Raw genomic sequence first — 24,878 nt, forward strand, 5'->3', positions numbered from 1 at the left:
GCCCCTACCGGCTGTGCGCTCACGGTTCAATCGAATCCGTCACCGAAACCAGCCCGCGAGCAGCGCCATCACCACTGCTTTCCCCGGCTTGCACTGCACCCTCCCGCTGCCTTGCGCACAGCAGGTGGCTGGTGCTACCTGACCCGCCCCGGGCGCTCGACCTGTCCAGGGCTTCGGAGCTCGGGGCGGGAGTCTTTGGTGGGCCGCCGCCGGTGTATTGCTCGCCGTCCCGCCGACGGCCCGGTCTCAGGTACGGCGATCGGGCCGCAGAGGGCGCGGGTCATCGGACTCGCCGACGAGCGGGATCAGCCCGTGGGCCTTCTGGCAGTCGCTGAGTGACCGCACCTGCCGGCACGTCGAGGTTGAGCGCCCTGTCATCCTCCACGGGGACGGGATGTTCAGGCCCGGTTCGAGTGCATGCGGATGCCTGGCCAGACGTGATGCGGCGGCATGCGTGGGTCAGTCGTCGCTGTCGTCGGGGGACTGCGTCTCGATCATCTCGACGAGCTGTTGGTCCGACAGGTCGTCGCAGCAGCCGGGTACGCAAGCTATGGCGACCTCGGTACCGTCCGGGAGCCTGACGGTGCGCATCCTGAGCGGTGTAGTCCCGCTGGTGGCGTCGCGACGTCCTGGCATGCGCTGCTCCCCTCGCTGGTGCGACGTGGGGGGTGCGATGGATCACGATCCGCTTCGAGAGTCCGCTGGTCAAGGGGCGTGCCTGGATAGGTTGGCGAGGCCCCGGCCATTCGCCGGGCGGAGCCACGCGGGAAGCTGACGGTGGCGAAGTCCGCGGACACGTCGGGGTTCCCGTCCAGGAGGGGCGTGGGATGGGCGCACGGCGCGTGTGGGCGGGTGCGCGCCCTGTCGGGCGGCCTGCCGTTCTGGAACCCTGGATTCAGTTCAGCGCGGGACCTGTTCACCAGAAGGAGCGGCCTTGGACTGGCCGACAGCCATCGTGTACGGGGCTATGGGGGGCGCCATCGTGGAGGCGGTGGTCTTCTACGGAAGGATCTCCACCTGGCAGGCCGTACGACATCGCGTGCTCGCCAAAGGGAAGGGGCGTTTGCCCCCACTGCGCCGATATGTCGACCTGCCGTCGGATCTGCTGGCCGCGGTGACCCGGCTCCTCCTAGGCGCAGGCGCGGGGTGGCTGTTCCACTCTCAGATCACTGGCGTCTACGCGGCGGTCGCGGTGGGAGCTTCCGCTCCGGCGTTGCTCAGACAACTGGGTGCCACCAGGAGTCTCAGGGGCGTTGTCGAAGGCACCTCGCCGGGCGAGGCCTTAGGGGAGCGGCGGTCGGGTGGGCGTACGACCGGAAGTGACCAGGCACCCGCGCCTGAGGCAGCTCTCGGCTCGGGGGGCACGGCAGAGCGGTGGGGGGAGGGCAGCGGATGAATGGTTCCCTTCTCCGGCGGTATCGGAATTCGCTCCTGGCATCGGATCTGATCAACCATCCGCCGCCGGCCGAGAGGTGCGACAGAGACGCTTATCCATTGTGGCGGCGCTATCTCGCGTCACTCTTGGACGTTCCCCTTCCCGGCAAAGTATCGGAGGCGCAACCGGACAGCAGGAGTGATGCATTCTTCGCCGATGCGCGCCGGCCCACGGAGGCATACGTGCGGGAGACCGAGTTGACGCCAGTGGACATTAGTCCCGCGCCACTCACCCCGAGCCCTGCCGCGGGGCCGCGTTCTTGGAGCACCGCCGCTCGCGCACTTGCTGCGGGCTTTGCCGTTTGCGCGCTTCTCGCCGCGGCAACCGCCTCTGACCTGCTGGTGTATGGGGGGCCGGAGACACACCGACCCCCGGCCCTGATCTCCCCTGCAAGCCCTCCCAGCACGGCCACGCCGGATGGTTATCGGAGGACGATCGACCCAGCGGGCTTCACCCTGAACGTGCCGGAGGGCTGGAAGCGGAGCGAAGAGAGCAGCGAGGAGAGCAGAGAGGTTTTCTACAGGTCACCAGGGAAGAGCAGTCTGATTCAGGTCTTCTCTGTCGACGGCCCGGAAGCGACGCCGTACGGGTCCTTGAAGGAAGCGGAGAAATCCCTCAAGCAGCAGCTACCGGGCTACCAGCGAATCCGGCTGGAGCGGTTCGGTTCCGGTGATGACACCGCCGCGGAGCTCGAGTACGTCTATGACAGCGAGGAACACGGCCGGCGCCGCGTCCTGGACAGCGTCTTCATCGGCGCCGACGGTGTGCGGTACGCGGTTCTGGTAGCTGATCCGGCCGAGGACCGGGCAGGCCAGCGGGCAAGGCAGCACGTCGTTCTGCGTTCTTTCTGCCCGACACCGTACTGCGGCACGTGAGCCATGAGTGCTGCTGCGCGGGTGGCCGCCCCAGCTCGTGCGTTCCGGCGCACACGCAGCCGGCCCATGCGCCCCAGGATGGCCAGATCTGGTGCCTGGGGCACCCCCGTGAGATCATTTAACCGAATGCACAACGAAGGGGGCGAAATGTCGGCAATCAAGGAAAGCATTGACATCTCCCGTCGTCCCGAGGAGGTCTTCTCCTACGCGAGCGACCCTTCGCATCTCCCCGAGTGGCAGGAGAGCGCCGTGTCGGTGCGCCCGGTGGGCGATGCCCCGCTCGCCCCGGGCTCGAGGGTTGTAGTGACCCGGAAGGTCGGTCGTCGGGAAATCCCGATGACCATGGAGGTGACCGAGCTGGATCCGCCGAGAAGCTGGCGCCTCGACGGTGTTGACGGCCCGGTCAGAGGGCATGTGAAGGGCGCGATCGAGCCGCTCGGTGAGGGCGAGCGGTCGCGCATGACCCTGTCCCTCGACTTCGAGGCCCACGGGATCGGCAAGCTGCTCGTTCCGCTCGTCGTCCGTCCGCGTGTGCGGAAGGAGATGCCGAAGAATGAACAACGGCTGAAGGGGTTGCTCGAGCGGAGCGCGTAAGCCCGGCTCTCAACCCCGGGTGGCCGGATTCGCATGTGCAATACAGCCGAGGCCGATCGGCATCGGTCCGATGCTTCCTGCCCGGGCAGCTGGCCCGCCCCGGGTAACACCAAGGCCCCTGACCATTCTCCCAGGTCAGGGGCCTTGATCATTAAGGGTGAGTAACGGGACTCGAACCCGCGACATCCTGGACCACAACCAGGTGCTCTACCAGCTGAGCTATACCCACCACGACCGGCGCTCTTCGCACCGGCCGAGAAAAAGTGTACAGGGTCTGCCGGGGTGCTCGCTCCCGGCTTTCAGGCGGGTCGCCCGGCCGCGCGGGGCGGTCGAGGCGCCCGCGCTGGCGGGTGAGAGCGGACGCTCCCGGGTCGGCGGCCGGGAGCAGGGCGGGGCGCTAGGCCGCTGGGCCGTCGGCTGGGAGCTCCGCCGGAACCTCCGCGGGAAGCACGTGCCGGGCCGCGATCGTCTTCGCTGTGTCGGAGTCCGGCCCGGGCCGGGGTACGAAGATCGCCTCACGGTAGTAGCGCAGTTCCGCGATGCTCTCCCGGATGTCCGCGAGCGCCCGGTGGTTCCCGTTCTTCTGCGGACTGTTGAAGTACGCCCGCGGGTACCAGCGGCGGGCCAGCTCCTTCACGGACGACACATCGACGATCCGGTAGTGCAGATGGTCTTCCAGCGTCGGCATGTCGCGCAGCAGGAAGCCGCGGTCGGTGCCCACCGAGTTTCCGCACAGCGGCGCTTTGCCACGCTCCGGCACGTACCGGCGTACGTACGCCAGCACCCGCTCCTCGGCGTCCGCCAGAGTCGTCCCGCCATCCAGCTCGGCGAGCAGCCCGGAGGCGGTGTGCATCTCGCGCACCACCTCGGGCATGGCGGTCAGTGCCTCGGCCGGCGGGCGGATGACGATGTCCACACCGTCGCCGAGGATGTTCAGCTCCGAGTCGGTGACCAGGGCGGCCACCTCGATGAGAGCGTCGGACGACAGCGAGAGGCCGGTCATCTCGCAGTCGATCCACACCATGCGATCGTTCATGTGTCTCACCCTACGGGGCGGTCGCGCTGACCGGGCACCGTCGGCCGCCCGGACAACCGTCCGGTGCCCTGCTCGGGCAGTCGCGGAGCGTAGGCGTCCGACTCCGGCTTGCCCGCGTCCAGCCCACCGGACCCCGGCCCGAAGCCGCCCCCGGGCCCGGCAGCCCCATGCGGCCGGCGCAGCGCCGCCGGCCCGCCCGGCTCGGAAGGCTGCCGCTGCTCCACGATCTCCGCCCGGTCCGCCCGGTGATCGGTCCGGTCCGGACGGTCCGGGCGCTCCGCCGCCCCACCCTGCGGTCGGCGCGCGCGGTACGCCGCCCGGTAGGCCGCGGGAGAGGACCCCAGCTGCCGCCGGAAGTGACCGCGCAAGGCGACCGGTGACCGGAAGCCGCACCGCCCGGCGACCTCGTCCACCGAGTAGTCGGAGGTTTCCAGGAGCCGCTGCGCCTGCAGGACCCGTTGAGTGATCAGCCACTGCAGGGGAGCGCTCCCAGTGAGCGAGCGGAATCGCCGGTCGAAGGTGCGACGGCTCATGTAGGCGCGTGCGGCCAGGGTTTCCACGTCGAACTGCTCGTGTAGGTGCTCGAGCGCCCACGCGACGACCTCGGCGAGCGGGTCCGCGCCGATCTCCTCTGGTAAAGACCTGTCGAGGTAGCGCTCCTGACCGCCGCTGCGGCGCGCCGGTACGACCAGGCGGCGGGCGAGGGCGCCCGCCGCCTCGGCGCCGTGATCGGTGCGCACGATGTGCAGACATAGGTCGATGCCCGCCGCCGTACCGGCGGAGGTCAGCACGTCGCCGTCGTCCACGAACAGCTCGCGCGGGTCCACATGGACGGACGGATAGCGCTTGGCGAGCGTGGGGGCGTACATCCAGTGTGTGGTGGCCGGCCGCCCGTCCAGCAGCCCGGCCGCCGCCAGCACGAAGGCCCCGGTGCATAGCCCCACGATCCGCGCGCCCTCCTCATGGGCCCGGCGCAGCGCTTCCAGAGCCTCGGATGGGGGTGGCGACGTGATCGACCGCCACGCCGGTACCACGACGGTGCCGGCCCGCGCCAGCGCCTCGAGTCCGTACGGTGCGGTCAGTTCCAGCCCTCCGGTGGTGCGCAGCGGCGCGTCCTCCCCGGCGCACACCAGCAGGCGGTAGCGCGGGACCCCGGCGTCCTGGCGGTCGATGCCGAACACGGAAAGCGGGATGGAGCTTTCGAAGATGGGCCCGCCGCTGAAGAGCAGTACTGCGACGATCTCCCGGCGGCGCCGCCCGGACAACTTCCGAGCGGCCTCCGGTGCGGTCGTGGAGTCCTGGCTCATGGCTCTAAGCCCCCCTCGGTGGTCGCGGCTCCTCGGTTGTGTCGCTCCTGCACGTTTCCCCTCGGTCCTGCACAAGTCCCCCGCCGTGAATGGCCAAGATCGAATCTACTGTGTCGTATGAGGTTGGCGTGACAAGTTCACCACCCACCGCTATGTCGACATGACAACTTGGCGTGAAGCATTCGATCACGAAGCGTCGCACTCGATTGCTCCGCTGGGAAGTGCGCCTCCCCCCTCTGCCTGCTGCCCGTAGGGTGCAAGCGCCTTGGACGCTCCTTTCATCCCAGGTCGGGCGTGGGTTGAGGCCCTGCCCGACAAGGGGAGTACGGTAGCGCGAAGTTGGCCGAAAAGATTCGGGACGGTGATCGAAGGTCCGGCCGCCCCTCGGCGTACGCCTACCGGCGCGGAAGTCGCCCTCGCGCGCCGGGTCTTCGTACCGCCTGGCGCCAAACCTACCGACCGGACGGAGTGCCGACTGCAGGGGGTCCACCGAGGCCGGAGGCCGGCGGTTGTGCTGCATGGGACTGCATGGGGCAGGGGGCATTGCGCTCCGGGCGCGGCTCCGGCATGCTCCCGGAAGCCGTACCGGCGGCTGCCCTGGTGGGTACGCCTGTCGTCCGGCGGGGCATGCCCTGGGCAGCCGGGGAGTGTCGCCGTACCCTTGTGGGTAAAGGCTTGGGAAGATGAATCCAGGACACCCCGGGCATCCGGGACGGTCCTCGGGACAGGCAGCACCAGGTCCGACCCGTTCCGCCCAACCGTAGATCCCTCCCAAGAGGACATCCTTCGCCGAGACACCGATGGCCGGTCACGAATTCCCCGATCCCGCGGACCGCAAGAAGGTCGCCGATCCCCTGGCGGACCTGGAAGCGGCGGAAGAGACGCGCCACTCCTGCGATCCGGCGTTCCAGCACGGAGTCGTGGTCGGCTTCGACGGCTCGACCTCCAGCGAGCGGGCTCTCGCCTACGCCATCGGTATGGCGCGGCGCTCCAGCTGTGGCCTGATCATCGTTCATGTGGCCAACCGGCTCCCGACGACCGTCTGGGCGGGCTGCGAGCCGCCGGTGTTCGTGGACGTGCCGGATCACCGGACCGAGGTGCTCGGCCTCGAACTCGCCTGTGCCGACCATCTCTGCGAGGTCCCCTGGATCCTCGTCGAGCGGGGTGGCGACATTTGCCATGAGCTGGAGGAGGTCGGCCGGGAGTACTCGGCCGACGCGATCGTGGTCGGATCCACGCACGGCCTGGTCGGCCGGATCTTCGGCTCGGTGGCGGGGCGGCTGGCGCGGCGTGCGCAGCGGCCTGTGATCGTCATCCCGTAAGACGGTCGTCGCCGGTCCGTCATCCCCACTCAGCGAGCGCGCGACAACTTCCCGTCTGCGCAGGTGAGGTGTGGGACCCTCAGCGGATAAGTCGATAGATCTACCCGTGCGTAGAGGTGGATTGTGCATTTGTGACGGGTACATAAGGGTCGCTGGGGGAACCACAACTGCACGTGAAGGGAGCCCGCCGTGGACAACGACGTCTCTGCGGGAAGCAGCACCTCCTCGACACTGGGTCAGCTCGCTCTCGGTCTGACTCTGTTGGGCTTCGGCCTCGGGTACGCCGAGGTGATCAGTGGAGTGACGGCTGCGGATGCCGTCGGCCTCGCGCTCTGGGTGGGCGGCGTCACGCTGTTCATCACCGGTCTCCTGGAATTCCGGGCGGGCAACGGCTTCAACGGAACGGCTTTCGCGGGTCTCGGCGCCTTCTGGTTCGCCTGGGGGCGTGCGGCCGATGCCCAGGCTTCGGCCGAGGCCGCAGGTCTCTTCCTGCTCCTCTTCGCCCTGCTCGCGCTGACTCTGACGCTCGGCGCCGCGGGCGACGGGTTCCTCGCCCAGGCCGTTTACGGGCTGCTCTTCGTCTCGCTCCTGCTGCTCGGCATCGCGCAGTTGGCCGGGAGCGGTGGCCTCGCGCAGGTCGGCGGCTGGGCGGGCGCCCTGTCCGGCGCCGCCGCGTGGTACTCGGCGACGGCCGGCCTTGCGAAGTGGCCGACGGTTCTGCCTGGACGCGCTGCCAACCGAGGGGTGACGGTCTCCGGTTAGGCAGCTCCGGGCCGGCTGGGGTCCCCATCGAAGGTGGGGAGGGCAAGCCGGCACCAAGAGAGGCGGTCCCTCGCGCGTTTGGTGGCACGCGCGAGGGGCCCCTCTGTGCGTCTGAACCGGCGCCGCTTTCGCGGACCGGGTTGCTCGCCGTTGGGGTTGCTCCCCTCTTTGCGCCTAAACCGGCGCCGCTTTCGCGGACCTGGTTGCTCGCCGTGAGGGTTGCTCAATTGGTGGTTGCCGTAATCCCCGAAGGGCTATTCCACCGTCACGGACTTGGCGAGGTTCCTCGGCTTGTCGATGTCGCGGCCGAGGGTCAGTGCCGTGTGGTAGGCGAGGAGCTGGAGCGGGATGCCCATCAGGATCGGGTCCAGCTCGGCCTCGTTCTTCGGGACGACGATCGTGTGGTCCGCTTTCTCCTGCTCCCGATGTGCCACCGCGAGGATCCGGCCACTGCGCGCCTTGATCTCCTCGAGCGCGGCGCGGTTCTTCTCCAGCAGGTCGTCGTCCGGAACGATCGCCACGGTCGGCATCGCGGGCTCGATCAGGGCGAGCGGGCCGTGCTTCAACTCCGAGGCCGGGTACGCCTCGGCGTGGATGTAGCTGACCTCCTTGAGCTTCAGGGAGGCCTCGCGCGCCACCGGATAGCCGCGGACCCGGCCGATGAACATCATGCTCCGGGCCTCGGCGTACTGGGCCGCGAGCTTCTTGATGTCCTCTTCGCCGCGCATGATCTCGGCGATCTGCTCCGGCAGTTTCCGGAGACCGGTGATGATCCGCTTGCCGTCGGCGACGGACAGATCGCGGATCCGGCCGAGGTGGAGGGCGAGCAGCGCGAAGGCGACCGCGGTGTTGGTGAAGCACTTGGTGGACACGACGCAGACCTCCGGGCCCGCGTGCACGTACACCCCGCCGTCCGTCTCGCGCGCGATGGCGCTGCCGACGACGTTGACCACGCCCAGGACCCGTGCGCCCTTGCGCTTCAACTCCTGCACGGCGGCCAGCGTGTCGTACGTCTCGCCGGACTGGCTGACCGCGATGTAGAGGGTGTCCGGGTCGACGACGGCGTTGCGGTAGCGGAACTCGCTCGCCGGCTCGGCGTCGGCCGGGATCCGGGCCAGCTCCTCGATCAGCTGGGCGCCGATCTGGCCCGCGTGGTAGGCCGAGCCGCAGCCGAGGATCTTCACCCGGCGGACTGCGCGCGCCTCGCGGGCGTCGAGGTTGAGCCCGCCCAGGTGCACGGTGGAGAACCGGTCGTCGATCCGGCCGCGCAGCACCCGGTCCACGGCGTCGGCCTGCTCGGAGATCTCCTTGTGCATGTACGTGTCGTGGCCGCCCATGTCGTACGACTCGGCCTCCCACTCCACCGTGGTCGGGGAGGCGGAGGTGCGACTGCCCTCGGTGGTGTAGGTGCGGTAGTCGTCGGCCTTGAGGGTGGCCATCTCGCCGTCGTCCAGGGTCACGACCTGGCGGGTGTGGCTGACGAGCGCGGCCACGTCGGAGGAGACGAACATCTCGTGCTCGCCGATGCCCAGGACGACGGGTGAGCCGTTGCGGGCGACGACGATCCGGTCCGGGAAGTCGGCGTGCAGCACGGCGATGCCGTATGTGCCCTCGACCAGGCGCAGCGCCTGGCGGACCTTCTCCTCCAGGGTCTCGGCCTGGGAGCGGCCGACGAGGTGGGCCAGGACCTCGGAGTCGGTCTCGGAGGCGAATTCGACGCCGTCGGCGGTGAGCTTGGCGCGCAGTTCGGAGGCGTTGTCGATGATGCCGTTGTGGACGATGGCGACCTTGCCGTCGGCGTCCAGGTGGGGGTGTGCGTTGGTGTCGTTCGGTGCGCCGTGGGTGGCCCAGCGGGTGTGGGCGATCCCGGTGGCGCCGGCGAACCGCTTGGGGAGCCTGCCCTCCAGCTCACGCACCCGGCCCTTGGCCTTGACGGTCTTCACGCCTCCGGACTTGCCGTGGATCGCGATACCGGCGGAGTCGTAGCCGCGGTACTCCAGACGCTGAAGGCCCTCCAGCAGCAGCGGCGCGACATCTCGCTTGCCGATATATCCCACGATCCCGCACATAGAGTCCCTTTCCTTCCGTATCGTTCACTTCATGTGCTCGAGGCCCGGACTCTCGCGAAGGGCGGCGCCGGGCCGGCCGCCTCAGCCGTAGACGATGCGGCGCAGCTGCCGCAGTGAGAGCGCGGGTGGCGCCACTGCACGGCGGGGCAGCTCGTAGGCGATCCGCTCGAAGATCGCCGCGTTGCCGAGCCCTCCGGACTGCAGTTCGCGGTGGCGGCGGCGGACGAACTCCTCGGTCGTCTCGTCGAAGTACGCCAGCACGTCCAGTACCACCCGGGCTGCCTCGCCGCGCTGGAGCGGCGTGCTGCGGACCAGGTGGTCGACAAGGTCGTCGTGGGGTGCGGGGCGATCGAGCACTTGTCGATACTGCGGGGGAGAGGAGAGTTTCGCAAGAATCCTGCCCGAAATCGGGCAGGAGACGGCCGAATGGGGGGCTGGAAGTCGCGGAGACGGTTTCGGTGCCGTGGAACCCGCGGCGGTGTGCACCTCCTCCGGCTGGTGCGGCGAGGGGTGCGGAGCATCTCCGGCGTATCGGGATCATCCGGAGGAGATGCCCGCTCGAGAGTCGCGATCTTGGCCGACCGGGCACGCCGAGTTGGTCTATACCTTGACCTGTTCGTGGGCCGCGCGGTAGGCATGAAGGCGGTCCCCCGGAGCGCGCCGAAGTGCGTGCCCCTTGCCGAAGGTTGAGAGACCAGGCGTCGGAGTGCGCCCCACGACACAGCGTCGTGAGGCCACGTCCCAGTGGTACCCCATCTGGGCCCAGCGGCCCGGGTGGTGTCCCCAGGGAGAGGCGTTTCGGCAGGGGCCAAGCGCCCGGAGGTGAGAGAGCGACGCTCAGGGGGCTGTTCCACCCCGCTCGCGCTATCCGCCGGAGCCAGCCCCTCGACGAAGGGACCGCCCGTGAGACGACTTCCCACGCTGCTCTCCTCCCTCATCCTCATCGCCTCCGCGACGACGGCGACCGGGATTGCCGCCGTCGCCTCCTCGGGCGCACCGGCCGCATCGGCCGTCACCGCTCTCGACCAGGTGGTCCCCGCACCAGCCTCCGTCCGGCCCGCCGACAAGCCGTTCACGATCGATGACACGACTCGCATCCGCGTACCCGACCAGTCGCCCCAGGCGGCGAAGGCCGGGCGCTACCTGGCGGGCGTACTCCGGCCCGCCACCGGCTACGCCCTGCCGGTCACCAAGCGCGCCGGGAGCGGCGGCATCGTGCTCCAGCTCGTCGGTAAGCAGAGCAAGCTGGGCAAGGAGGGGTACCGCCTCGAATCCTCGCCCAGCTCGGTCACCATCAGTGCCCGCACCCACAGGGGCCTGTTCTACGGCATCCAGACGCTGCGTCAGCTGCTGCCGGCGTCCATCGAGAAGTCCGAGCGGCAGTCCGGCCCCTGGCAGGTCGCGGGCGGCACGATCACCGATAATCCGCGCTTCGCCTACCGCGGCGCGATGCTCGACGTCTCGCGCCACTTCTTCACCGTCGAGCAGGTGAAGCTCTACATCGACCAGATGTCGCTCTACAAGTTCAATGCCTTCCATCTGCACCTGTCGGACGACCAGGGCTGGCGCATCGCCATCGACTCCTGGCCCCGTCTCGCCACCTATGGCGGCAGCACCCAGGTGGGCGGCGGCCCGGGCGGCTACTACACCAAGGACCAGTACCGCGAGATCGTGAAGTACGCGGCCGATCACGGGCTGGAGGTCGTGCCCGAGATCGACATGCCCGGGCACACCAACGCCGCACTGGCCTCGTACGCCGACCTGAACTGCGATGGCAAGGCCCCGCCGCTCTACACCGGCACCGACGTCGGCTTCAGTTCGCTGTGCGTGCCGAAGGACATCACCTACAAGTTCGTGGACGAGGTGGTGCGCGAGGTGGCCGAGCTCACCCCCGGGCGCTATCTGCACATCGGTGGTGACGAGGCCCACAAGACCCCACACGATCAATACGTCACCTTCATGGACAAGGCGCAGGCCATCGTGGGCAAGTACGGCAAGACGGTCGTCGGCTGGCATCAGCTGACGGGCGCGAAGCCGGTCCAGGGCGCGGTCGCCCAGTACTGGGGTCTGAACGGCACCGAGCAGGAGGTCGTGAACGCGGCCAAGAACGGGACGAAGCTCATCCTCTCGCCGGCGAACCGGATCTACCTCGACATGAAGTACAACGAGAGCACGCCGTACGGGCTCAGCTGGGCGGGCTACGTCGAGGTGAAGCAGTCCTACGACTGGGACCCGGGCACGTTCATTCAGGGGGCGCCGGCCTCCTCGATCATGGGCGTCGAGGGACCCCTGTGGTCGGAGACGATCTCCAAGAGCGACCACATCGAGTTCATGGCGTTCCCGCGGCTGCCCGGCGTCGCGGAGCTGGGCTGGGCACCGGCGTCCGAGCACAACTGGGAGTCGTACAAGCAGCGCCTCGCGGCGCAGGGCCCGCGCTGGAAGGCGATGGGCATCGACTACTACCGCTCCCCGCAGGTGCCATGGCCTGCTGAGTGACCGGAGAGTCAGCGGACCCCCGGCGTCCTGCCGGCGGGCCCTCGTACCCTGCCGCTCGGCTCCTGGGGCGGAGGCTGCCCCCGGCGAGGACTGCCCAGCGGCTGGGCGCACTCCCCCTGGGGGACTACCTCCCCCAGGGAGGTGCCCCCAAGGGGAGGATCAGCCCGCGAGCCCCAACTCGCGGGCGATCAGCATGCGCTGGACCTCGCTCGTGCCCTCACCGATCTCGAGGATCTTGGAGTCCCGCCACATACGGGCGACCGGGTACTCGTTCATGAAGCCGTAGCCGCCATGAATCTGAGTGGCCTCCCGGGCGTTGGTGACGGCTATCTCCGAGGAGTAGAGCTTCGCCAGCGCCGCCTCCTTCTTGAACGGCTCGCCGTGCACCAGCCGGGAGGCCGCGTCCCGCCAGGCGATACGGGCGGTGTGCGCGCGCATCTCCATGTCCGCCAGCTTGAACTGAATCGCCTGGTTGGCGCCGATGGGCCTGCCGAAGGCCTGCCGGGTCTTGGCGTACGCCACCGACTCGTCGACACAGCCCTGCGCAAGACCCGTGGCCAGTGCGGAGATCGCGATCCGTCCCTCGTCGAGGATCCGCAGGAACTGGGCGTACCCCCTGCCCTCCTCGCCGAGCAGGTTCGCGGCCGGCACCCGGCAGTCGGCGAAGGACAGCTCGCGGGTGTCCGAGGCGTTCCAGCCGACCTTGGAGTACGGGGCGGCCACCGTGAAGCCGGGGGTGCCGGACGGGATGATGATCGTGGAGATCTCGGGGCTGCCGTCCGCCTTGCGGCTGGTGACCGCAGTGACCGTCACCAGTCCGGTGATGTCCGTGCCCGAGTTGGTGATGAAGCTCTTGGTGCCGTTGATCACCCACTCGTCGGTGGTCTCGTCGAGCCGGGCCGTGGTGCGGGTGCCGCCCGCGTCCGAGCCGCACTCCGGCTCGGTCAGTCCGAACGCGCCCAGGATCTCACCGGAGCACAGCCTGGGCAGCCACGCGCGCTTCTGCTCCTCGGTGCCGAACCGGAAGATGGGCATCGCGCCCAGCGAGACGCCCGCCTCCAGAGTGATGGCCACGGAGGAGTCGACCCGCGCCAGCTCCTCGAGGGCCAGGCCGAGCGCGAGGTAGTCGCCGCCCATGCCGCCGTACTCCTCGGGGAAGGGCAGACCGAACAGGCCCATCCGGCCCATCTCGCGGACGATCTCGTAGGGGAACTCGTGGTGCTCGTAGAAGTCACCGATCTTCGGCGCGACGACCTCGTGCGCGAACTCCTCCACCGTGCGGCGGAGTTCCTCGTGCTCGGGGGAGAGCCGGTGGTCGATCGACATGGTGGTCACTGCTCCTCGTAGGAGGTGGTGCCCGACAGGGCACGGACGGTGCGGGACGGGCTGGGTCGGCCCAGGTGAGCGGCCATCCACACGCTGGTGGCGGTGAGACGGCCGAGATCGACCCCGGTTTCGATGCCGAGGCCGTGCAGCATCCACACCAGGTCCTCCGTGGCGAGGTTCCCGGTGGCGCTCTTGGCGTAGGGGCAGCCGCCGAGGCCGCCTGCGGACGCGTCAACGGTGGTGACACCGTGCTGCAGCGCGGCGAAGGTGTTGGCGAGTGCCTGGCCGTAGGTGTCGTGGAAGTGGACGGCGAGCCGGGCGGTGCTGATCCCGGCCTCGTTCAGCGCGGAGAGCAGGGCGAGGACGTGTCCGGGCGTGGCCACGCCGATGGTGTCGCCCAGGCTCAACTCGTCGCAGCCGATGTCCATCAGGCTGCGGCAGACCCGTACGACCTGGGGCAGCGGAACTGCGCCCTCCCACGGGTCGCCGAAGCACATCGACACATAGCCGCGCACCCGGACGCGCGCCTCCCGGGCCCGAGCGACCACCGGGGCGAACATCGCGATCGATTCGTCCACGGTGCGGTTGAGGTTGGCCCTGGCGAAGGACTCGGTCGCGCTCCCGAAGACCGCGATCTCGCGGACCCCCAGCGCCAGGGCACGCTCGAGGCCGCGCTCATTCGGCACGAGGACCGGCAGCCGGGCGGGCACCCCTTTGAGCATGGGCATCAGCTGTTCGGCGTCCGCGAGTTGGGGCACCCACTTCGGGTGGACGAAGCTGGTCGCCTCGATGGTGGAGAGCCCGGTGTCCGCCAGCCGGCGGATGAAGTCCGCCTTGACCTCGACCGGGACCACCATCTGCTCGTTCTGTAGGCCGTCCCGGGGGCCGACCTCGTGGATGCGGACCCTGGCCGGAAGGCCGGAGACATGCATCGGCATGGGCAGTCCCGCGGGGATTGACTCGGTCATCACTCGACCTCCGCGTCCTGCGTCTCGTACGGAGCGACCACGGCGAGCACCTGGTCCATGGCCACGGTGCTGCCCGGGACCACATCGAGTTCGGTGACCGTCCCGGCGTGCGGGGCGGAGATGACGTGCTCCATCTTCATCGCCTCGACCACCAGGAGGCTCTGACCAGCGGTCACCTCGTCGCCCACGGCCGCCTTGACGACGGTCACCGTGCCCGGCATCGGTGCGGTCAGCGCGTCCACGCCATGGGCCCCGGCGGCTCCTCGGAGCGCCGCGGCGACCGGGTCGTGGTCCTGTACGTGCCAGCTCTCGCCATCCCGTCCCAGCCAGCTCCCCGCCCCGCCGGGCGGGGTGACGAAGGCGTGGATGACACCGCCCCACTCCACCCGTATGACCGTGGGCGCCGCGAGCCCGGCGGCCGTCGGCCCGTCGCCGTGCGCGGCACCGGCCGACCCGGCGCCGCCCGCGACCAGCCGGGCGGCCACCAGCTCCGCGTCACCAATGCGGACCTCGGCACCCGCCGCCGCGCCACGCACCCGGACGGCGACCGGCTCGTGCCCGGGCACCCGGAGGTGGTGCACGGTCCACGCGGGCTCGCCGCCGAGCCGCCACCCGCTGGGTACGGAGAACGGGTCGGTCCACGCCGGGCTGTACGCACCGTCGCCCCCCGCCGTGCCCAGAGCGGCGTGGCGCAGCAGCGCCGCCGACCCGTACACCTCGGCCGGAATGTCCGTCGCGACCAGCGATGCCGCGTCGCGGTCGACCAGGCCAGTGTCCAGATCGCCCGCTCCCACAGCCGGGTGGCCGAGGAGCCGGCGGAGGAATCCGGTGTTCGTCTCCACGCCGAGGACCGCGGTGGACGCGAGGGCCGCACGGAGGCGGCGCAGCGCCGTCGGACGGTCCGCGCCGTGGGCGATCACCTTGGCGAGCAGCGGGTCGTACGACGTGCCGACCTCGGTGCCCTCGGCGAGGCCGGAGTCCACTCGCACCCCTTCACCCTCCGGCTCGTGCAGCAGCTGCACCGTGCCCGCCGAGGGGAGGAAGTCCACCCGGTCGCCGCTGACCCGCTCCGTCTCCGCGTAGACCCGGGCCTCCACTGCGTGGCCGCTGAGCCGGACGTCCTCCTGCGTGAACGGCAGGGGCTCACCCGCGGCGATGCGGACCTGCCACTCGACCAGGTCCAGGCCCGTGATGAGCTCGGTGACCGGGTGCTCGACCTGCAGCCGCGTGTTCATCTCCATGAAGAAGTGAGCGGTGGGGGACCCCACGGCGGCGGCCGGGGGACGATCGCCGCCCGGGACGATGAACTCCACCGTGCCCGCGCCGACGTACCCGCACGAGCGGGCGGCCTGAACCGCGGCCTCACCCATGGCGGCGCGGGTCGCGTCGTCGAGGAGCGGGGAGGGCGCCTCCTCGATGATCTTCTGGTGCCGGCGCTGCAGTGAGCATTCGCGCTCGCCGAGGTGCAGGACGTGTCCGTGGCCATCGGCGAGGATCTGGATCTCGATGTGGCGGGGGCGGTCGATCCACCGCTCCACCAGCAGCGTGTCGTCCCCGAACGAGCCGTTCGCCTCGCGCCGTGCCGCAGCGATCTCGTCGGCGAGCAGCGCCTCGGTCCGCACCAGCCGCATGCCCTTGCCGCCCCCGCCCGCCGAGGGCTTGAGCAGCACCGGCATCCCGATCTCCCGTGCGGCCGCAGCGAGTTCGGCGTCGGAGAGACCGCTGCCAAAGGAGCCGGGCACGACCGGCACTCCGGCCGCCCGCACGGTCTCCTTGGCGCGGATCTTGTCGCCCATCAGCTCGATCGCCGCTGCCGGTGGCCCGATGAAGACGAGCCCCGCATCGGCGCAGGCGCGCGCGAATGCGGCGTTCTCGGCGAGGAAGCCGTATCCCGGGTGGACGGCCTGGGCGCCCGTGCGGGCGGCCGCCTCCAGGAGACGGGCGATCGACAGATAGCTCTCCGCCGCGGACGCCGGTCCGATCCGGACGGCGGTGTCCGCCTCCCGCACATGCCGGGCGTCGGCATCGGCGTCGCTGAACACCGCGACCGAGCGCACGCCCATCGCCTTGAGCGTACGGATGACCCGGACCGCGATCTCGCCGCGGTTGGCCACCAGAACGCTGTCGAACGGGGGCACGGCCCGCGACGCGGTCGCTGTCGACTCCTGTGTCTCCCGGAATTCCGCAGTGAACATCTCGGTATCCCCCTCACATCCGGAAGACGCCGTAGCCCGGCGCCGCAGGGTCTTTGGGCGGCAGCGGCGCGTTCGCACACGCGGTGAGCGCGAGGCCCAGCACCGTACGGGTCTCCAGAGGGTCGATGACCCCGTCGTCCCACAGCCGCGCGGTCGCGTAGTAGGCGTTCCCCTGGCGTTCGTACTGCTCGCGGATCGGGGCCCGGAAGGCCTCCTCGTCCGCCGAGCTCCACTCCTGGCCGGCGGCCTCCAGCTGGTCCCGCTTGACCGTGGCCAGCACCGAGGCTGCCTGCTCGCCGCCCATCACCGAGATCTTGGCGTTGGGCCACATCCACAGGAAGCGCGGACCGTACGCCCGCCCGCACATCGAGTAGTTGCCCGCGCCGTACGAGCCGCCGATCACGACGGTCAGCTTCGGTACGCGCGTGCAGGCCACGGCCGTCACCATCTTCGCGCCGTGCTTGGCGATGCCACCCGCCTCGTAACTCCGCCCGACCATGAAGCCCGAGATGTTCTGCAGAAACAGCAGCGGGATGCCGCGCTGGTCGCAGAGCTCGATGAAATGGGCGCCCTTCTGGGCCGATTCGGAGAACAGGATGCCGTTGTTGGCGACGATCCCCACCGGATGCCCCTGGATCCGCGCGAAGCCCGTCACCAGCGTCGTGCCGAACTCGGACTTGAACTCGGCGAACCGCGAGCCGTCCACGATCCGCGCGATCACCTCGCGCACGTCGTACGGCGTCCGCGAATCCACCGGCACTGCGCCGTACAGCCCCGCCGGGTCGTACTTCGGTTCCTCCGCCGGCTCCACCGTCCACGGCAGCGGCCCGCGCGCCGGGAGCGTCGACACGATGGTCCGCACGATGCGCAGCGCATGTGCGTCGTCCTCCGCGAGATGGTCCGTGACGCCGGACGTCCGCGCGTGGACCTCGCCGCCGCCCAGCTCCTCGGCGGTCACGACCTCACCCGTCGCTGCCTTCACCAGCGGCGGCCCGCCCAGGAAGATCGTGCCCTGACCGCGCACGATCACGGCCTCGTCGCTCATCGCGGGGACATACGCCCCGCCGGCCGTGCACGAGCCGAGCACCGCCGCGATCTGCGGAATGCCCGCGCCCGACATTCGGGCCTGGTTGTAGAAGATCCGGCCGAAGTGCTCGCGGTCGGGGAAGACCTCGTCCTGCATCGGGAGGAAGGCGCCGCCGGAGTCCACCAGATACACACACGGCAGCCGGTTCTCCAGCGCCACCTCCTGGGCGCGGAGGTGCTTCTTCACCGTCATCGGGTAGTACGTGCCGCCCTTGACTGTGGCGTCATTGGCGACGATCACGACCTCACGGCCCGAGACCCGGCCGATGCCGGCGATCACGCCCGCCGCCGGAGCCTGCCCCCCGTACATCCCCTCGGCCGCCAGTGGGGCCAGCTCCAGGAAGGGCGATCCCGGATCGAGGAGGGTGTCCACCCGGTCCCGGGGCAGCAGCTTGCCGCGCGCGGTGTGCCGCGCTCGCGCCTTCTCGCCACCGCCCAGCCGCGCCGCCGCCAGCCTCTCCCGCAGGTGTGCGGAGAGCTCGGTGTGCGCCGCCTCATTGGCCCGCCAGGCTTCGGACGCCGGATCGACGGCGCTCTCGAGCACTGGTGCCTGCTGCATCTCCTCGAGCCCCCTTGCTCGGTTAATGAGCGTTAACGCGTTTCCTTCAGGTTAACGACCGCTAACCACTCTGTCTAGAATGAACTGCCATGAGCACCCACGCCGCCGCCCGGAACGCGACCCCGACCCGCCGTGACCAGATCCTCAAAGAGGCCGCCCGGCTCTTCGCCGAGCGCGGCTTCCACGGTGTCGGCGTCGACGAGATAGGCGCCGCCGTCGGCATCAGCGGCCCCGGCATCTACCGCCACTTCGCGGGCAAGGACGCGATGCTCGCCGAACTGCTGGTCGGCATCAGCGGGCGCCTGCTCGCCGGCGGCAAGCGGCGCGTCACCGAGGTCTCCGGGCCGCCCGAGGCCGTGCTCGACTCGCTCATCGAGGGCCATATCGACTTCGCCCTCGACGACCGTCCTCTCATCACTCTCCACGACCGTGAGCTGGACCGCCTCCGGGACAGTGACCGCAAGCTGGTCCGCCAGCTGCAGCGGCAGTACGTCGAGCTGTGGGTGGAGATCGTTCGCAAGGTCTATCCCGGGCTGGCGGAGGCCGATGCGCGCGCGGCTGTGCACGCCGTCTTCGGTCTGCTCAACTCCACCCCGCACCTGGGTCGCCCCGGCGCCCTGCCCGGCCGCGCGGCCACGGCCGCTCTGCTCCACCGCCTCGCGCGCGGGGCCTTCGCCGCCGCGACCGACTCCGCGCAGCCCGCGGCCAACTCCGCCCAGGCCGCGACCGACTCTGGACACGAGCGCTGACCGGCGGGTAGCTTTCGCTGAGCAAGCGCTCAGTCAGAGTGGAATGAGGAGGCGTTGCGGATGCGGCGCACGGTGTTCAACGAGGACCACGAGGCGTTCCGGGAGACCATCCGCGACTTCATCGCCGCCGAGGTCGTGCCCGTCTACGACCAGTGGCTGGCCGCCGGCGAGGCTCCGCGCGACTTCTACTACAAGCTCGGCGAGCTGGGCGTCTTCGGCATCGAGGTGCCCGAGGAGTACGGCGGTGCGGGCGAGACCAGCTTCAAGTTCCAGGCCGTGATCACCGAGGAGTGCGCCCGGGCGGGCGTCAGCTTCGGCGGCAGCGGCGTGCACACCGCGCTGTGCCTGCCGTACCTCCTCGCCTACGCCACCGAGGAGCAGAAGAAGCGCTGGCTGCCGGACTTCGTCAGCGGCGCGACGATGTACGCCATCGCCATGACCGAGCCCGGCACCGGCTCCGACCTGGCCGGGATGAAGACCACCGCCAAGCTCTCCGCCGACGGCACCCACTACGTCCTGAACGGCGCCAAGACCTTCATCACCGGCGGCGTCCACGCCGACCGCGTCATCGTCTGCGCCCGCACGGCCCCTCCGACGCCGGAAAACCGCCGGGGCGGCATATCCCTCTTCGTCGTGGACACCAGGAGCGAGGGCTACGCGATCGGGCGCAAGCTCGAGAAGCTCGGCCTGAAGACCTCGGACACCGCCGAACTGTCCTTCACCGACGTCAAGGTGCCCGTGGAGGACCTTCTCGGGGAGGAGGGCGAGGGCTTCGCCTACCTCGGCCAGAACCTCCCGCAGGAGCGCCTGGGCATCGCCCTCGGTGCGTACGCCCAAGCCGCCGCAGCCGTCGAGTTCGCCAAGGCCTACGTCCAGGACCGCACCGTCTTCGGCCAGTCCGTCGCCTCGTTCCAGAACACCAAGTTCGTGCTCGCCGACTGCAAGGCCGATGTGGACGCCGCCCAGGCCGTCGTCGACCGCGCGCTCGACGCCCTCGACGCCCGCGAGCTCACCGCCGCCGATGCCGCGTCCGCCAAGCTGTTCTGCACCGAGGTCGCCGCCCGCATCATCGACAAGTGCCTCCAGCTGCACGGCGGTTACGGCTACATGATGGAGTACCCGATCGCGCGGCTGTACGCGGACAACCGCGTCAACCGGATCTACGGCGGCACCAGCGAGGTCATGCGCTCGATCATCGCCAAGTCGATGGGCCTGTGAGGAGGCCAGTGAGACCCGGGGCGGGCCCGCGGCGAAGCGGCGGGGAGCACTGCTCCCTCGGGAAGGCACAGCACCGATGAACGCATCACTTCAGTCCCTCCTCGATCTGCTCGACCTCGAGCGGATCGACGAGAACATCTTCCGGGGCGACAGTCGGCGCTCCCTCGTGCCCCGCGTCTTCGGAGGCCAGGTCGCCGCCCAGGCGCTGGTCGCGGCCGGCCGTACCGTCCCCGAGGACCGTACGGCGCACTCCCTGCACGCCTACTTCCTGCGGCCGGGCGACCCGGGCGCGCCGATCGTCTACACAGTCGACCGGATCCGCGACGGCCGGTCCTTCACCACGCGCCGCGTGGTGGCGGTCCAGCACGGGCAGCCGATCTTCCACCTCTCCGCCTCCTTCCAGACGTACGAGGAGGGCCTGGAGCATCAGGCGGAGATGCCGTCCGCGCCCGATCCGCAAGAGCTGCCCACCGCCGACGAGATGCTGCCCCGCATCGCCCATCTCTTCCGGGAGCCGGACGCGGTGCAGCGCCTGCTGAAGGTCCGGGCGGCGGTCGATCTGCGGTACGTCGAGGAGCCGCCGTACGCCACGGCGGCCCAGGGGCCGCGCGAGCCACGCTCCCAGGTCTGGTTCCGCACCAACGGCAAGCTCGCGGATGACCCGCTGCTGCACGTCTGTCTGGCCACCTACGTCTCCGACATGACGCTGCTGGACTCGGTGCTGCTGGCCCATGGGCGGGGCGGCTGGGCCGTCGGTGACGTCGTCGGGGCCAGCCTCGACCACGCCATGTGGTTCCATCGCCCGTTCCGCGCGGACGAGTGGCTGCTCTACGACCAGGAGAGCCCCTCGTCCTCCGGCGGCCGCGGGCTGGGCCAGGCCCGGATCTGGACCGCCGACGGACGGCTTGCCATCTCCGTCATCCAGGAGGGCGTGATCCGCGTCCCGCGGGACCGATCGGGCTGACCCTCTCCGACGGGCTTCGGCGCCGGCACGGGTGAGACGCCGCCCGTCACGGCTGTGCCGTGAGACCTGCCGCCTCGATCAGGTACGCGGTCAGGGGGTCATAGTGGCGCGGATCCACCACGTGGTCGTCCACGGGCACCGTCACGGCCAGCGTGCCCTCCGCTTCGCCGATGAAGAGCGCCGGGTCGTTGCAGTCCGCGAAGCCCACCGCGTCGATGCCGCGCTGCCCCGCGCAGCCCGCCCAACCGTGGTCCGCCACCACCAGCTCCGGCAGAGCCAGTTCCTCGCGCATGAGCCCGTCCAGGACCGCGGCCATCGGCTCGGGGGAGTGGGTGTGCCACAGCGTCGCGCCCCGCTCCAGCATCGCGACGTCGCAGAACTGGAAGACGTACCCCTCGTCGGCGTACAGCCCCGACGGGATCACCACGATCTCGCAGCCCGCGGACCGCAGCGCGGCGGCCACGCTGCGGTGCACGTCCAGCAGCCCGCCCGGGTGCCCCGTCGCGAACAGCACCCGGCGCCTGTCCTCGACCGCCTTGCGCAGCACCGTCGCCATGCGGTCGAGGGCGTCCACCGTGAGCTCCGGATCGATCGTGTCCTGGCCGGAGCGGTGCTCCGGGTCGTCGACGACACCGCAGCGCTCCGCCATCACCGCGAGCACATCCTGCTCGTCCGTCCACCGGTCGCCCAGGTCCAAGCCGAGCCAGTAGTGCCGGTCGCCGTTCGCGAGCTTGCGGTAGTGGGAGAGGTTGTTGTCCCTGGGAGTGGCGACGTCACCGGCGATACGCGTACGCACGAGATGGTCGATCAGTTCGGTGCGACTGGGGGCGGGGCTCGGTATCGGCATGGACTCATTGTGTCCTGAACCGGTGCGCGATGGACGTCGTGTCCAAATTGCGGGTCCCGTCGCTAGGGAACGTACATGTGCGGAATTCGCAGCCCTGCCTACCCTCGAATCCGTTCGACCGTTTCCCCACCCGCCGAGAGGCAGCAGTCGCATGAGCACCGCGTCCCGCCGTGAACCCGTCGGTCCCGTCGACTCCTCCCGCATACCGCGCTACGCCGGGCCCGCGACGTTTGCCCGGTTGCCGCGGCTCGACGAGGTCGGCACCGCCGACGTCGCCGTGGTCGGTGTCCCCTTCGACACCGGTGTCTCCTACCGGCCCGGCGCACGCTTCGGCGGCAACGCCATCCGTGAGGCCTCCCGGCTGCTGCGTCCGTACAACCCCGCGCAGGACGCCTCGCCCTTCGCTCTCGCGCAGGTCGCCGACGCAGGTGACATCGCCGCGAACCCGTTTAACATCAACGAGGCCGTGGAGACGATCGAGGCCGCGGCCGACGACCTGCTCGGCACCGGTGCCCGGCTGATGACCCTGGGCGGCGACCACACCATCGCGCTGCCGCTGCTGCGCTCGCTCGCGAAGAAGCACGGCCCGGTCGCGCTGCTGCACTTCGACGCGCACCTGGACACCTGGGACACCTACTTCGGCGCCGAGTACACCCACGGCACACCGTTCCGCAGGGCCGTCGAGGAGGGCATCCTCGACACCTCCGCGCTCTCCCACGTCGGCACCCGCGGCCCGCTCTACGGGAAGCAGGACCTGGACGACGACGCGAAGATGGGCTTCGGCATCGTCACCTCCGCCGACGTCATGCGGCGCGGTGTCGACGAGGTGGCCGACCAGCTGCGCCAGCGGATAGGCGACCGGCCGCTGTACATCTCGATCGACATCGACGTCCTGGACCCCGCCCACGCGCCAGGGACCGGCACTCCGGAGGCGGGCGGCCTCACCTCGCGCGAGCTGCTGGAGATCCTGCGGGGTCTGGCCTCCTGCAACCTGGTCTCGGCCGATGTCGTCGAGGTCGCCCCGGCGTACGACCACGCGGAGATCACCTGCGTCGCCGCCTCCCACACGGCGTACGAGCTGACCACGATCATGTCGCGCCAGGTCGCTGCCGCCAGGTAGTGAAACAAAACCGGGTGCCGCCGGTGTTCTTGACCGTGGTGCTACGGGCCACCGCAGCGCCATGAGGCCATGGACGACGGAGGGGCTGCCGGTGGGTGCGAGAGGCGACGAGGGCAGGCAGCAGGCGGGCTGGGCACGGCGGCTGACCGGATACGCCTGGCGCTACCGTCGCAATGTCCTCCTCTCGCTGGGGGCCTCCCTCGCCGGGATGGCCGTCATGGCCCTCGTCCCGCTGGTCACCAAGCTGATCATCGACGACGTGGTGGTCGCCCACTCCCGCGACCTCGCTCCCTGGGCGGCTCTGCTGGTCCTCGCCGCGATCGCCGTCTACGCCCTCACCTACGTCCGCCGTTTCTACGGCGGTCGACTGGCTCTGGACGTCCAGCACGACCTGCGGACCGAGATGTTCCGGTCGATCGCCCGGCTGGACGGCACACGACAGGACGAGCTGAGCACCGGCCAGGTCGTCGGCCGCGGCACCAGCGACCTCCAGCTCATCCAGGGCCTGCTCTTCATGCTGCCGATGATGATCGGCAACGTGCTGCTCTTCCTCATCTCCCTGGCCGTGATGGCCTGGCTGTCCCCAGGGCTCACCGTCGTGGCCCTGGCCGTCGCCCCCGCCCTGTGGTTCCTCGCCCAGCGCAGCCGCAAGCGGCTCTTCCCCGCCACCTGGTACGCGCAGGGCCAGGCCGCGGCGGTGGCGGGCGTGGTGGACGGCGCGGTCACCGGCGTCCGGGTCGTGAAGGGCTTCGGCCAGGAGGAGCAGGAGACCGGGAAACTGCGCGAGGTCGGCCGGAGGCTGTTCGCCGGGCGGCTGCGGACGGTGCGCCTGAACTCCCGCTACACCCCCGCCCTGCAGTCCGTGCCCGCCCTCGGCCAGGTCGCGATGCTGGCGCTCGGCGGCTGGATGGCGACCCGCGGCCAGATCACGCTCGGCACCTTCGTCGCGTTCTCCACCTATCTCGCCCAGCTCGTCGGCCCGGTCCGGATGCTGACCATGGTCCTCACGGTCGGGCAGCAGGCCCGGGCAGGCGTCGAGCGGGTCCTCGAACTCATCGACACCGAGCCGCTGATCAAAGAGCGGGAGGACGCATACGAGCTGCCCGCCGATGCCCCGGCTACCGTCGAGTTCGACGCCGTGACCTTCGGGTACGACCCGGAGCGCCCGGTCCTGGCGGATTTCTCGCTGCGGATCGAGCCCGGCGAGACCGTGGCCGTCGTCGGTACGTCCGGCGGCGGCAAGTCCACCGTCTCCCTGCTCCTGCCGCGCTTCTACGATGTCTCGGCCGGCGCGGTGCGGGTCGGGGGGCACGATGTGCGCGACCTGACGATCGACTCGCTGCGTGCGGCGATCGGACTCGTACCGGAGGACAGTTTCCTGTTCTCCGACACGGTCCGGGCCAACATCGCGTACGGGCTGCCGGACGCGACGGACGAGCAGATCCTGGCCGCCGCGCGGGCCGCGCAGGCCGACCGCTTCATCTCCGAGCTGCCCGACGGCTACGACACGACAGTGGGCGAGCAGGGGCTCACCCTCTCCGGCGGCCAGCGCCAGCGCATCGCACTCGCCCGGGCGATTCTCATCGATCCCCGACTGCTGCTCCTCGACGACGCGACGTCGGCGGTGGACGCGCGGGTGGAGCACGAGATCCACGAGGCGCTGCGGGGCGTGAAGGCCGGGCGTACCACCCTGCTGATCGCCCACCGGCGCTCCACGCTGTCCCTCGCTGACCGGATCGCCGTCCTCGACGCCGGGCGGCTGGTGGACGTGGGCACCCACGAGGAGCTTCAGGAGCGCTGCCCGCTCTACCGCAGGCTGCTCACCGACCCGGACGAGCTGGGGGACGTCGAGCGCGACCCGGCGGGTCGCCTCGCCGACGGGGCCGCTGCCGCGAGGGAGGACCACGTAAGCGTCGATGGCAGCCGCCAGGCCCCCGCCCTGCCGGGAGG

General features: G+C 70.2%; 21 protein-coding genes and 1 tRNA gene. 11 read left to right on the plus strand and 11 right to left on the minus strand.

Features of this window, described 5'->3' with window-relative positions; all coding sequences use genetic code 11:
- Positions 1 to 459: 459 nt before the first annotated feature.
- Complete coding sequence (locus ACTWQI_RS27455; protein ID WP_443274449.1) at positions 460 to 636, minus strand: hypothetical protein; 177 nt, start codon at positions 634 to 636, stop codon at positions 460 to 462.
- A 298-nt stretch (positions 637 to 934) separates the two neighbouring features.
- Between ACTWQI_RS27455 and ACTWQI_RS27460 the strand changes: the two genes are divergently transcribed.
- The 3 genes from ACTWQI_RS27460 (at position 935) to ACTWQI_RS27470 (ending at position 2,904) form a co-directional block, all read left to right on the plus strand.
- On the plus strand, positions 935 to 1,396 hold the full coding sequence (locus tag ACTWQI_RS27460) for a hypothetical protein (RefSeq protein WP_443274450.1): 462 nt from the start codon (positions 935 to 937) through the stop codon (positions 1,394 to 1,396).
- A 500-nt stretch (positions 1,397 to 1,896) separates the two neighbouring features.
- The gene (locus ACTWQI_RS27465) at positions 1,897 to 2,310 is read left to right on the plus strand and encodes a hypothetical protein (protein ID WP_443274451.1); all 414 of its coding nucleotides are present in this window, start codon (positions 1,897 to 1,899) and stop codon (positions 2,308 to 2,310) included.
- 147 nt (positions 2,311 to 2,457) lie between these two features.
- A complete protein-coding gene (locus tag ACTWQI_RS27470) occupies positions 2,458 to 2,904 on the plus strand; it encodes an SRPBCC family protein (RefSeq protein ID WP_443274452.1) in 447 nt (148 codons plus the stop codon).
- Between the two features lie 156 nt (positions 2,905 to 3,060).
- On the opposite strand, the gene ACTWQI_RS27475 is transcribed toward ACTWQI_RS27470, so the two are convergent.
- The 3 genes from ACTWQI_RS27475 to ACTWQI_RS27485 form a co-directional block, all read right to left on the minus strand.
- A tRNA-His gene (locus tag ACTWQI_RS27475) sits at positions 3,061 to 3,133 on the minus strand.
- Between the two features lie 168 nt (positions 3,134 to 3,301).
- Positions 3,302 to 3,940, minus strand: a complete 639-nt coding sequence (gene orn, locus ACTWQI_RS27480) for an oligoribonuclease (RefSeq protein ID WP_443274453.1) — start codon at positions 3,938 to 3,940, stop codon at positions 3,302 to 3,304.
- A gap of 5 nt (positions 3,941 to 3,945) precedes the next feature.
- On the minus strand, positions 3,946 to 5,247 hold the full coding sequence (locus ACTWQI_RS27485) for a helix-turn-helix domain-containing protein (protein WP_443274454.1): 1,302 nt from the start codon (positions 5,245 to 5,247) through the stop codon (positions 3,946 to 3,948).
- Positions 5,248 to 6,047: 800 nt separating this feature from the next.
- Between ACTWQI_RS27485 and ACTWQI_RS27490 the strand changes: the two genes are divergently transcribed.
- Together ACTWQI_RS27490 and ACTWQI_RS27495 are read left to right on the plus strand one after the other, a co-directional pair.
- Positions 6,048 to 6,569: a universal stress protein gene (locus ACTWQI_RS27490; protein WP_443274455.1), complete on the plus strand. Its 522-nt coding sequence runs from the start codon at positions 6,048 to 6,050 to the stop codon at positions 6,567 to 6,569.
- Between the two features lie 189 nt (positions 6,570 to 6,758).
- On the plus strand, positions 6,759 to 7,331 hold the full coding sequence (locus ACTWQI_RS27495) for an acetate uptake transporter (RefSeq protein WP_443274456.1): 573 nt from the start codon (positions 6,759 to 6,761) through the stop codon (positions 7,329 to 7,331).
- A 254-nt stretch (positions 7,332 to 7,585) separates the two neighbouring features.
- Here ACTWQI_RS27495 and glmS read toward each other — a convergent pair whose 3' ends face one another.
- Positions 7,586 to 9,400: a glutamine--fructose-6-phosphate transaminase (isomerizing) gene (glmS, locus tag ACTWQI_RS27500; protein WP_443274457.1), complete on the minus strand. Its 1,815-nt coding sequence runs from the start codon at positions 9,398 to 9,400 to the stop codon at positions 7,586 to 7,588.
- Positions 9,401 to 9,481: 81 nt separating this feature from the next.
- Positions 9,482 to 9,757: a hypothetical protein gene (locus ACTWQI_RS27505; RefSeq protein ID WP_443274458.1), complete on the minus strand. Its 276-nt coding sequence runs from the start codon at positions 9,755 to 9,757 to the stop codon at positions 9,482 to 9,484.
- A gap of 546 nt (positions 9,758 to 10,303) precedes the next feature.
- Between ACTWQI_RS27505 and ACTWQI_RS27510 the strand changes: the two genes are divergently transcribed.
- The gene (locus ACTWQI_RS27510) at positions 10,304 to 11,896 is read left to right on the plus strand and encodes a beta-N-acetylhexosaminidase (RefSeq protein ID WP_443274459.1); all 1,593 of its coding nucleotides are present in this window, start codon (positions 10,304 to 10,306) and stop codon (positions 11,894 to 11,896) included.
- Between the two features lie 159 nt (positions 11,897 to 12,055).
- Here ACTWQI_RS27510 and ACTWQI_RS27515 read toward each other — a convergent pair whose 3' ends face one another.
- The 4 genes from ACTWQI_RS27515 to ACTWQI_RS27530 are packed head-to-tail and all read right to left on the minus strand — an operon-like array spanning position 12,056 to position 18,030.
- Positions 12,056 to 13,216: an acyl-CoA dehydrogenase family protein gene (locus tag ACTWQI_RS27515; protein ID WP_443274471.1), complete on the minus strand. Its 1,161-nt coding sequence runs from the start codon at positions 13,214 to 13,216 to the stop codon at positions 12,056 to 12,058.
- Between the two features lie 11 nt (positions 13,217 to 13,227).
- Positions 13,228 to 14,190 carry a hydroxymethylglutaryl-CoA lyase gene (locus ACTWQI_RS27520; protein ID WP_443274460.1) on the minus strand — a complete coding sequence of 321 codons (963 nt, stop codon included), beginning with the start codon at positions 14,188 to 14,190 and terminating at the stop codon, positions 13,228 to 13,230.
- Positions 14,190 to 16,385, minus strand: coding sequence for an acetyl/propionyl/methylcrotonyl-CoA carboxylase subunit alpha (locus ACTWQI_RS27525; RefSeq protein WP_443274461.1), 2,196 nt, complete (start codon positions 16,383 to 16,385; stop codon positions 14,190 to 14,192). Before ACTWQI_RS27525 ends, ACTWQI_RS27520 begins: the two co-directional genes overlap by 1 nt.
- Before the next feature lie 13 nt (positions 16,386 to 16,398).
- Positions 16,399 to 18,030 (minus strand): carboxyl transferase domain-containing protein, encoded by a 1,632-nt coding sequence (locus ACTWQI_RS27530; RefSeq protein ID WP_443274462.1) that lies wholly within the window; start codon positions 18,028 to 18,030, stop codon positions 16,399 to 16,401.
- Between the two features lie 89 nt (positions 18,031 to 18,119).
- Here ACTWQI_RS27530 and ACTWQI_RS27535 point away from each other — a divergent pair, with 89 nt between their 5' ends.
- The 3 genes from ACTWQI_RS27535 to tesB all read left to right on the plus strand — a co-directional run bounded on the left by ACTWQI_RS27535 (position 18,120) and on the right by tesB (position 20,961).
- The gene (locus ACTWQI_RS27535; RefSeq protein WP_443274463.1) at positions 18,120 to 18,779 is read left to right on the plus strand and encodes an SACE_7040 family transcriptional regulator; all 660 of its coding nucleotides are present in this window, start codon (positions 18,120 to 18,122) and stop codon (positions 18,777 to 18,779) included.
- Positions 18,780 to 18,839: 60 nt separating this feature from the next.
- On the plus strand, positions 18,840 to 19,997 hold the full coding sequence (locus tag ACTWQI_RS27540) for an acyl-CoA dehydrogenase family protein (RefSeq protein WP_443274464.1): 1,158 nt from the start codon (positions 18,840 to 18,842) through the stop codon (positions 19,995 to 19,997).
- A 76-nt stretch (positions 19,998 to 20,073) separates the two neighbouring features.
- Positions 20,074 to 20,961 carry an acyl-CoA thioesterase II gene (gene tesB / locus ACTWQI_RS27545; protein ID WP_443274465.1) on the plus strand — a complete coding sequence of 296 codons (888 nt, stop codon included), beginning with the start codon at positions 20,074 to 20,076 and terminating at the stop codon, positions 20,959 to 20,961.
- Between the two features lie 46 nt (positions 20,962 to 21,007).
- Here tesB and ACTWQI_RS27550 read toward each other — a convergent pair whose 3' ends face one another.
- Positions 21,008 to 21,808, minus strand: a complete 801-nt coding sequence (locus tag ACTWQI_RS27550) for a phosphatase (RefSeq protein WP_443274466.1) — start codon at positions 21,806 to 21,808, stop codon at positions 21,008 to 21,010.
- Between the two features lie 151 nt (positions 21,809 to 21,959).
- On the opposite strand from ACTWQI_RS27550, the gene speB reads away from it, so the two are divergent.
- Positions 21,960 to 22,928, plus strand: a complete 969-nt coding sequence (gene speB, locus ACTWQI_RS27555; protein WP_443274467.1) for an agmatinase — start codon at positions 21,960 to 21,962, stop codon at positions 22,926 to 22,928.
- Between the two features lie 91 nt (positions 22,929 to 23,019).
- Positions 23,020 to 24,878: ABC transporter ATP-binding protein (locus tag ACTWQI_RS27560; protein WP_443274468.1), on the plus strand; the 1,859-nt coding region annotated here is incomplete at its 3' end.

This window comes from Streptomyces sp. KR80, assembly GCF_052245555.1.
Classification (GTDB): domain Bacteria; phylum Actinomycetota; class Actinomycetes; order Streptomycetales; family Streptomycetaceae; genus Streptomyces.

Coding starts and splice junctions, on each gene's coding strand:
- ACTWQI_RS27540 (WP_443274464.1), top strand. CDS start 18,840: ATGCGGCGCACGGTGTTCAACGAGGACCACGAGGCGTTCCGGGAGACC.
- glmS (WP_443274457.1), bottom strand. CDS start 9,400: ATGTGCGGGATCGTGGGATATATCGGCAAGCGAGATGTCGCGCCGCTG.
- ACTWQI_RS27520 (WP_443274460.1), bottom strand. CDS start 14,190: ATGACCGAGTCAATCCCCGCGGGACTGCCCATGCCGATGCATGTCTCC.
- ACTWQI_RS27455 (WP_443274449.1), bottom strand. CDS start 636: ATGCCAGGACGTCGCGACGCCACCAGCGGGACTACACCGCTCAGGATG.
- ACTWQI_RS27485 (WP_443274454.1), bottom strand. CDS start 5,247: ATGAGCCAGGACTCCACGACCGCACCGGAGGCCGCTCGGAAGTTGTCC.
- ACTWQI_RS27490 (WP_443274455.1), top strand. CDS start 6,048: ATGGCCGGTCACGAATTCCCCGATCCCGCGGACCGCAAGAAGGTCGCC.
- speB (WP_443274467.1), top strand. CDS start 21,960: ATGAGCACCGCGTCCCGCCGTGAACCCGTCGGTCCCGTCGACTCCTCC.
- orn (WP_443274453.1), bottom strand. CDS start 3,940: ATGAACGATCGCATGGTGTGGATCGACTGCGAGATGACCGGCCTCTCG.
- ACTWQI_RS27470 (WP_443274452.1), top strand. CDS start 2,458: ATGTCGGCAATCAAGGAAAGCATTGACATCTCCCGTCGTCCCGAGGAG.
- ACTWQI_RS27525 (WP_443274461.1), bottom strand. CDS start 16,385: ATGTTCACTGCGGAATTCCGGGAGACACAGGAGTCGACAGCGACCGCG.
- tesB (WP_443274465.1), top strand. CDS start 20,074: ATGAACGCATCACTTCAGTCCCTCCTCGATCTGCTCGACCTCGAGCGG.
- ACTWQI_RS27530 (WP_443274462.1), bottom strand. CDS start 18,030: ATGCAGCAGGCACCAGTGCTCGAGAGCGCCGTCGATCCGGCGTCCGAA.
- ACTWQI_RS27535 (WP_443274463.1), top strand. CDS start 18,120: ATGAGCACCCACGCCGCCGCCCGGAACGCGACCCCGACCCGCCGTGAC.
- ACTWQI_RS27550 (WP_443274466.1), bottom strand. CDS start 21,808: ATGCCGATACCGAGCCCCGCCCCCAGTCGCACCGAACTGATCGACCAT.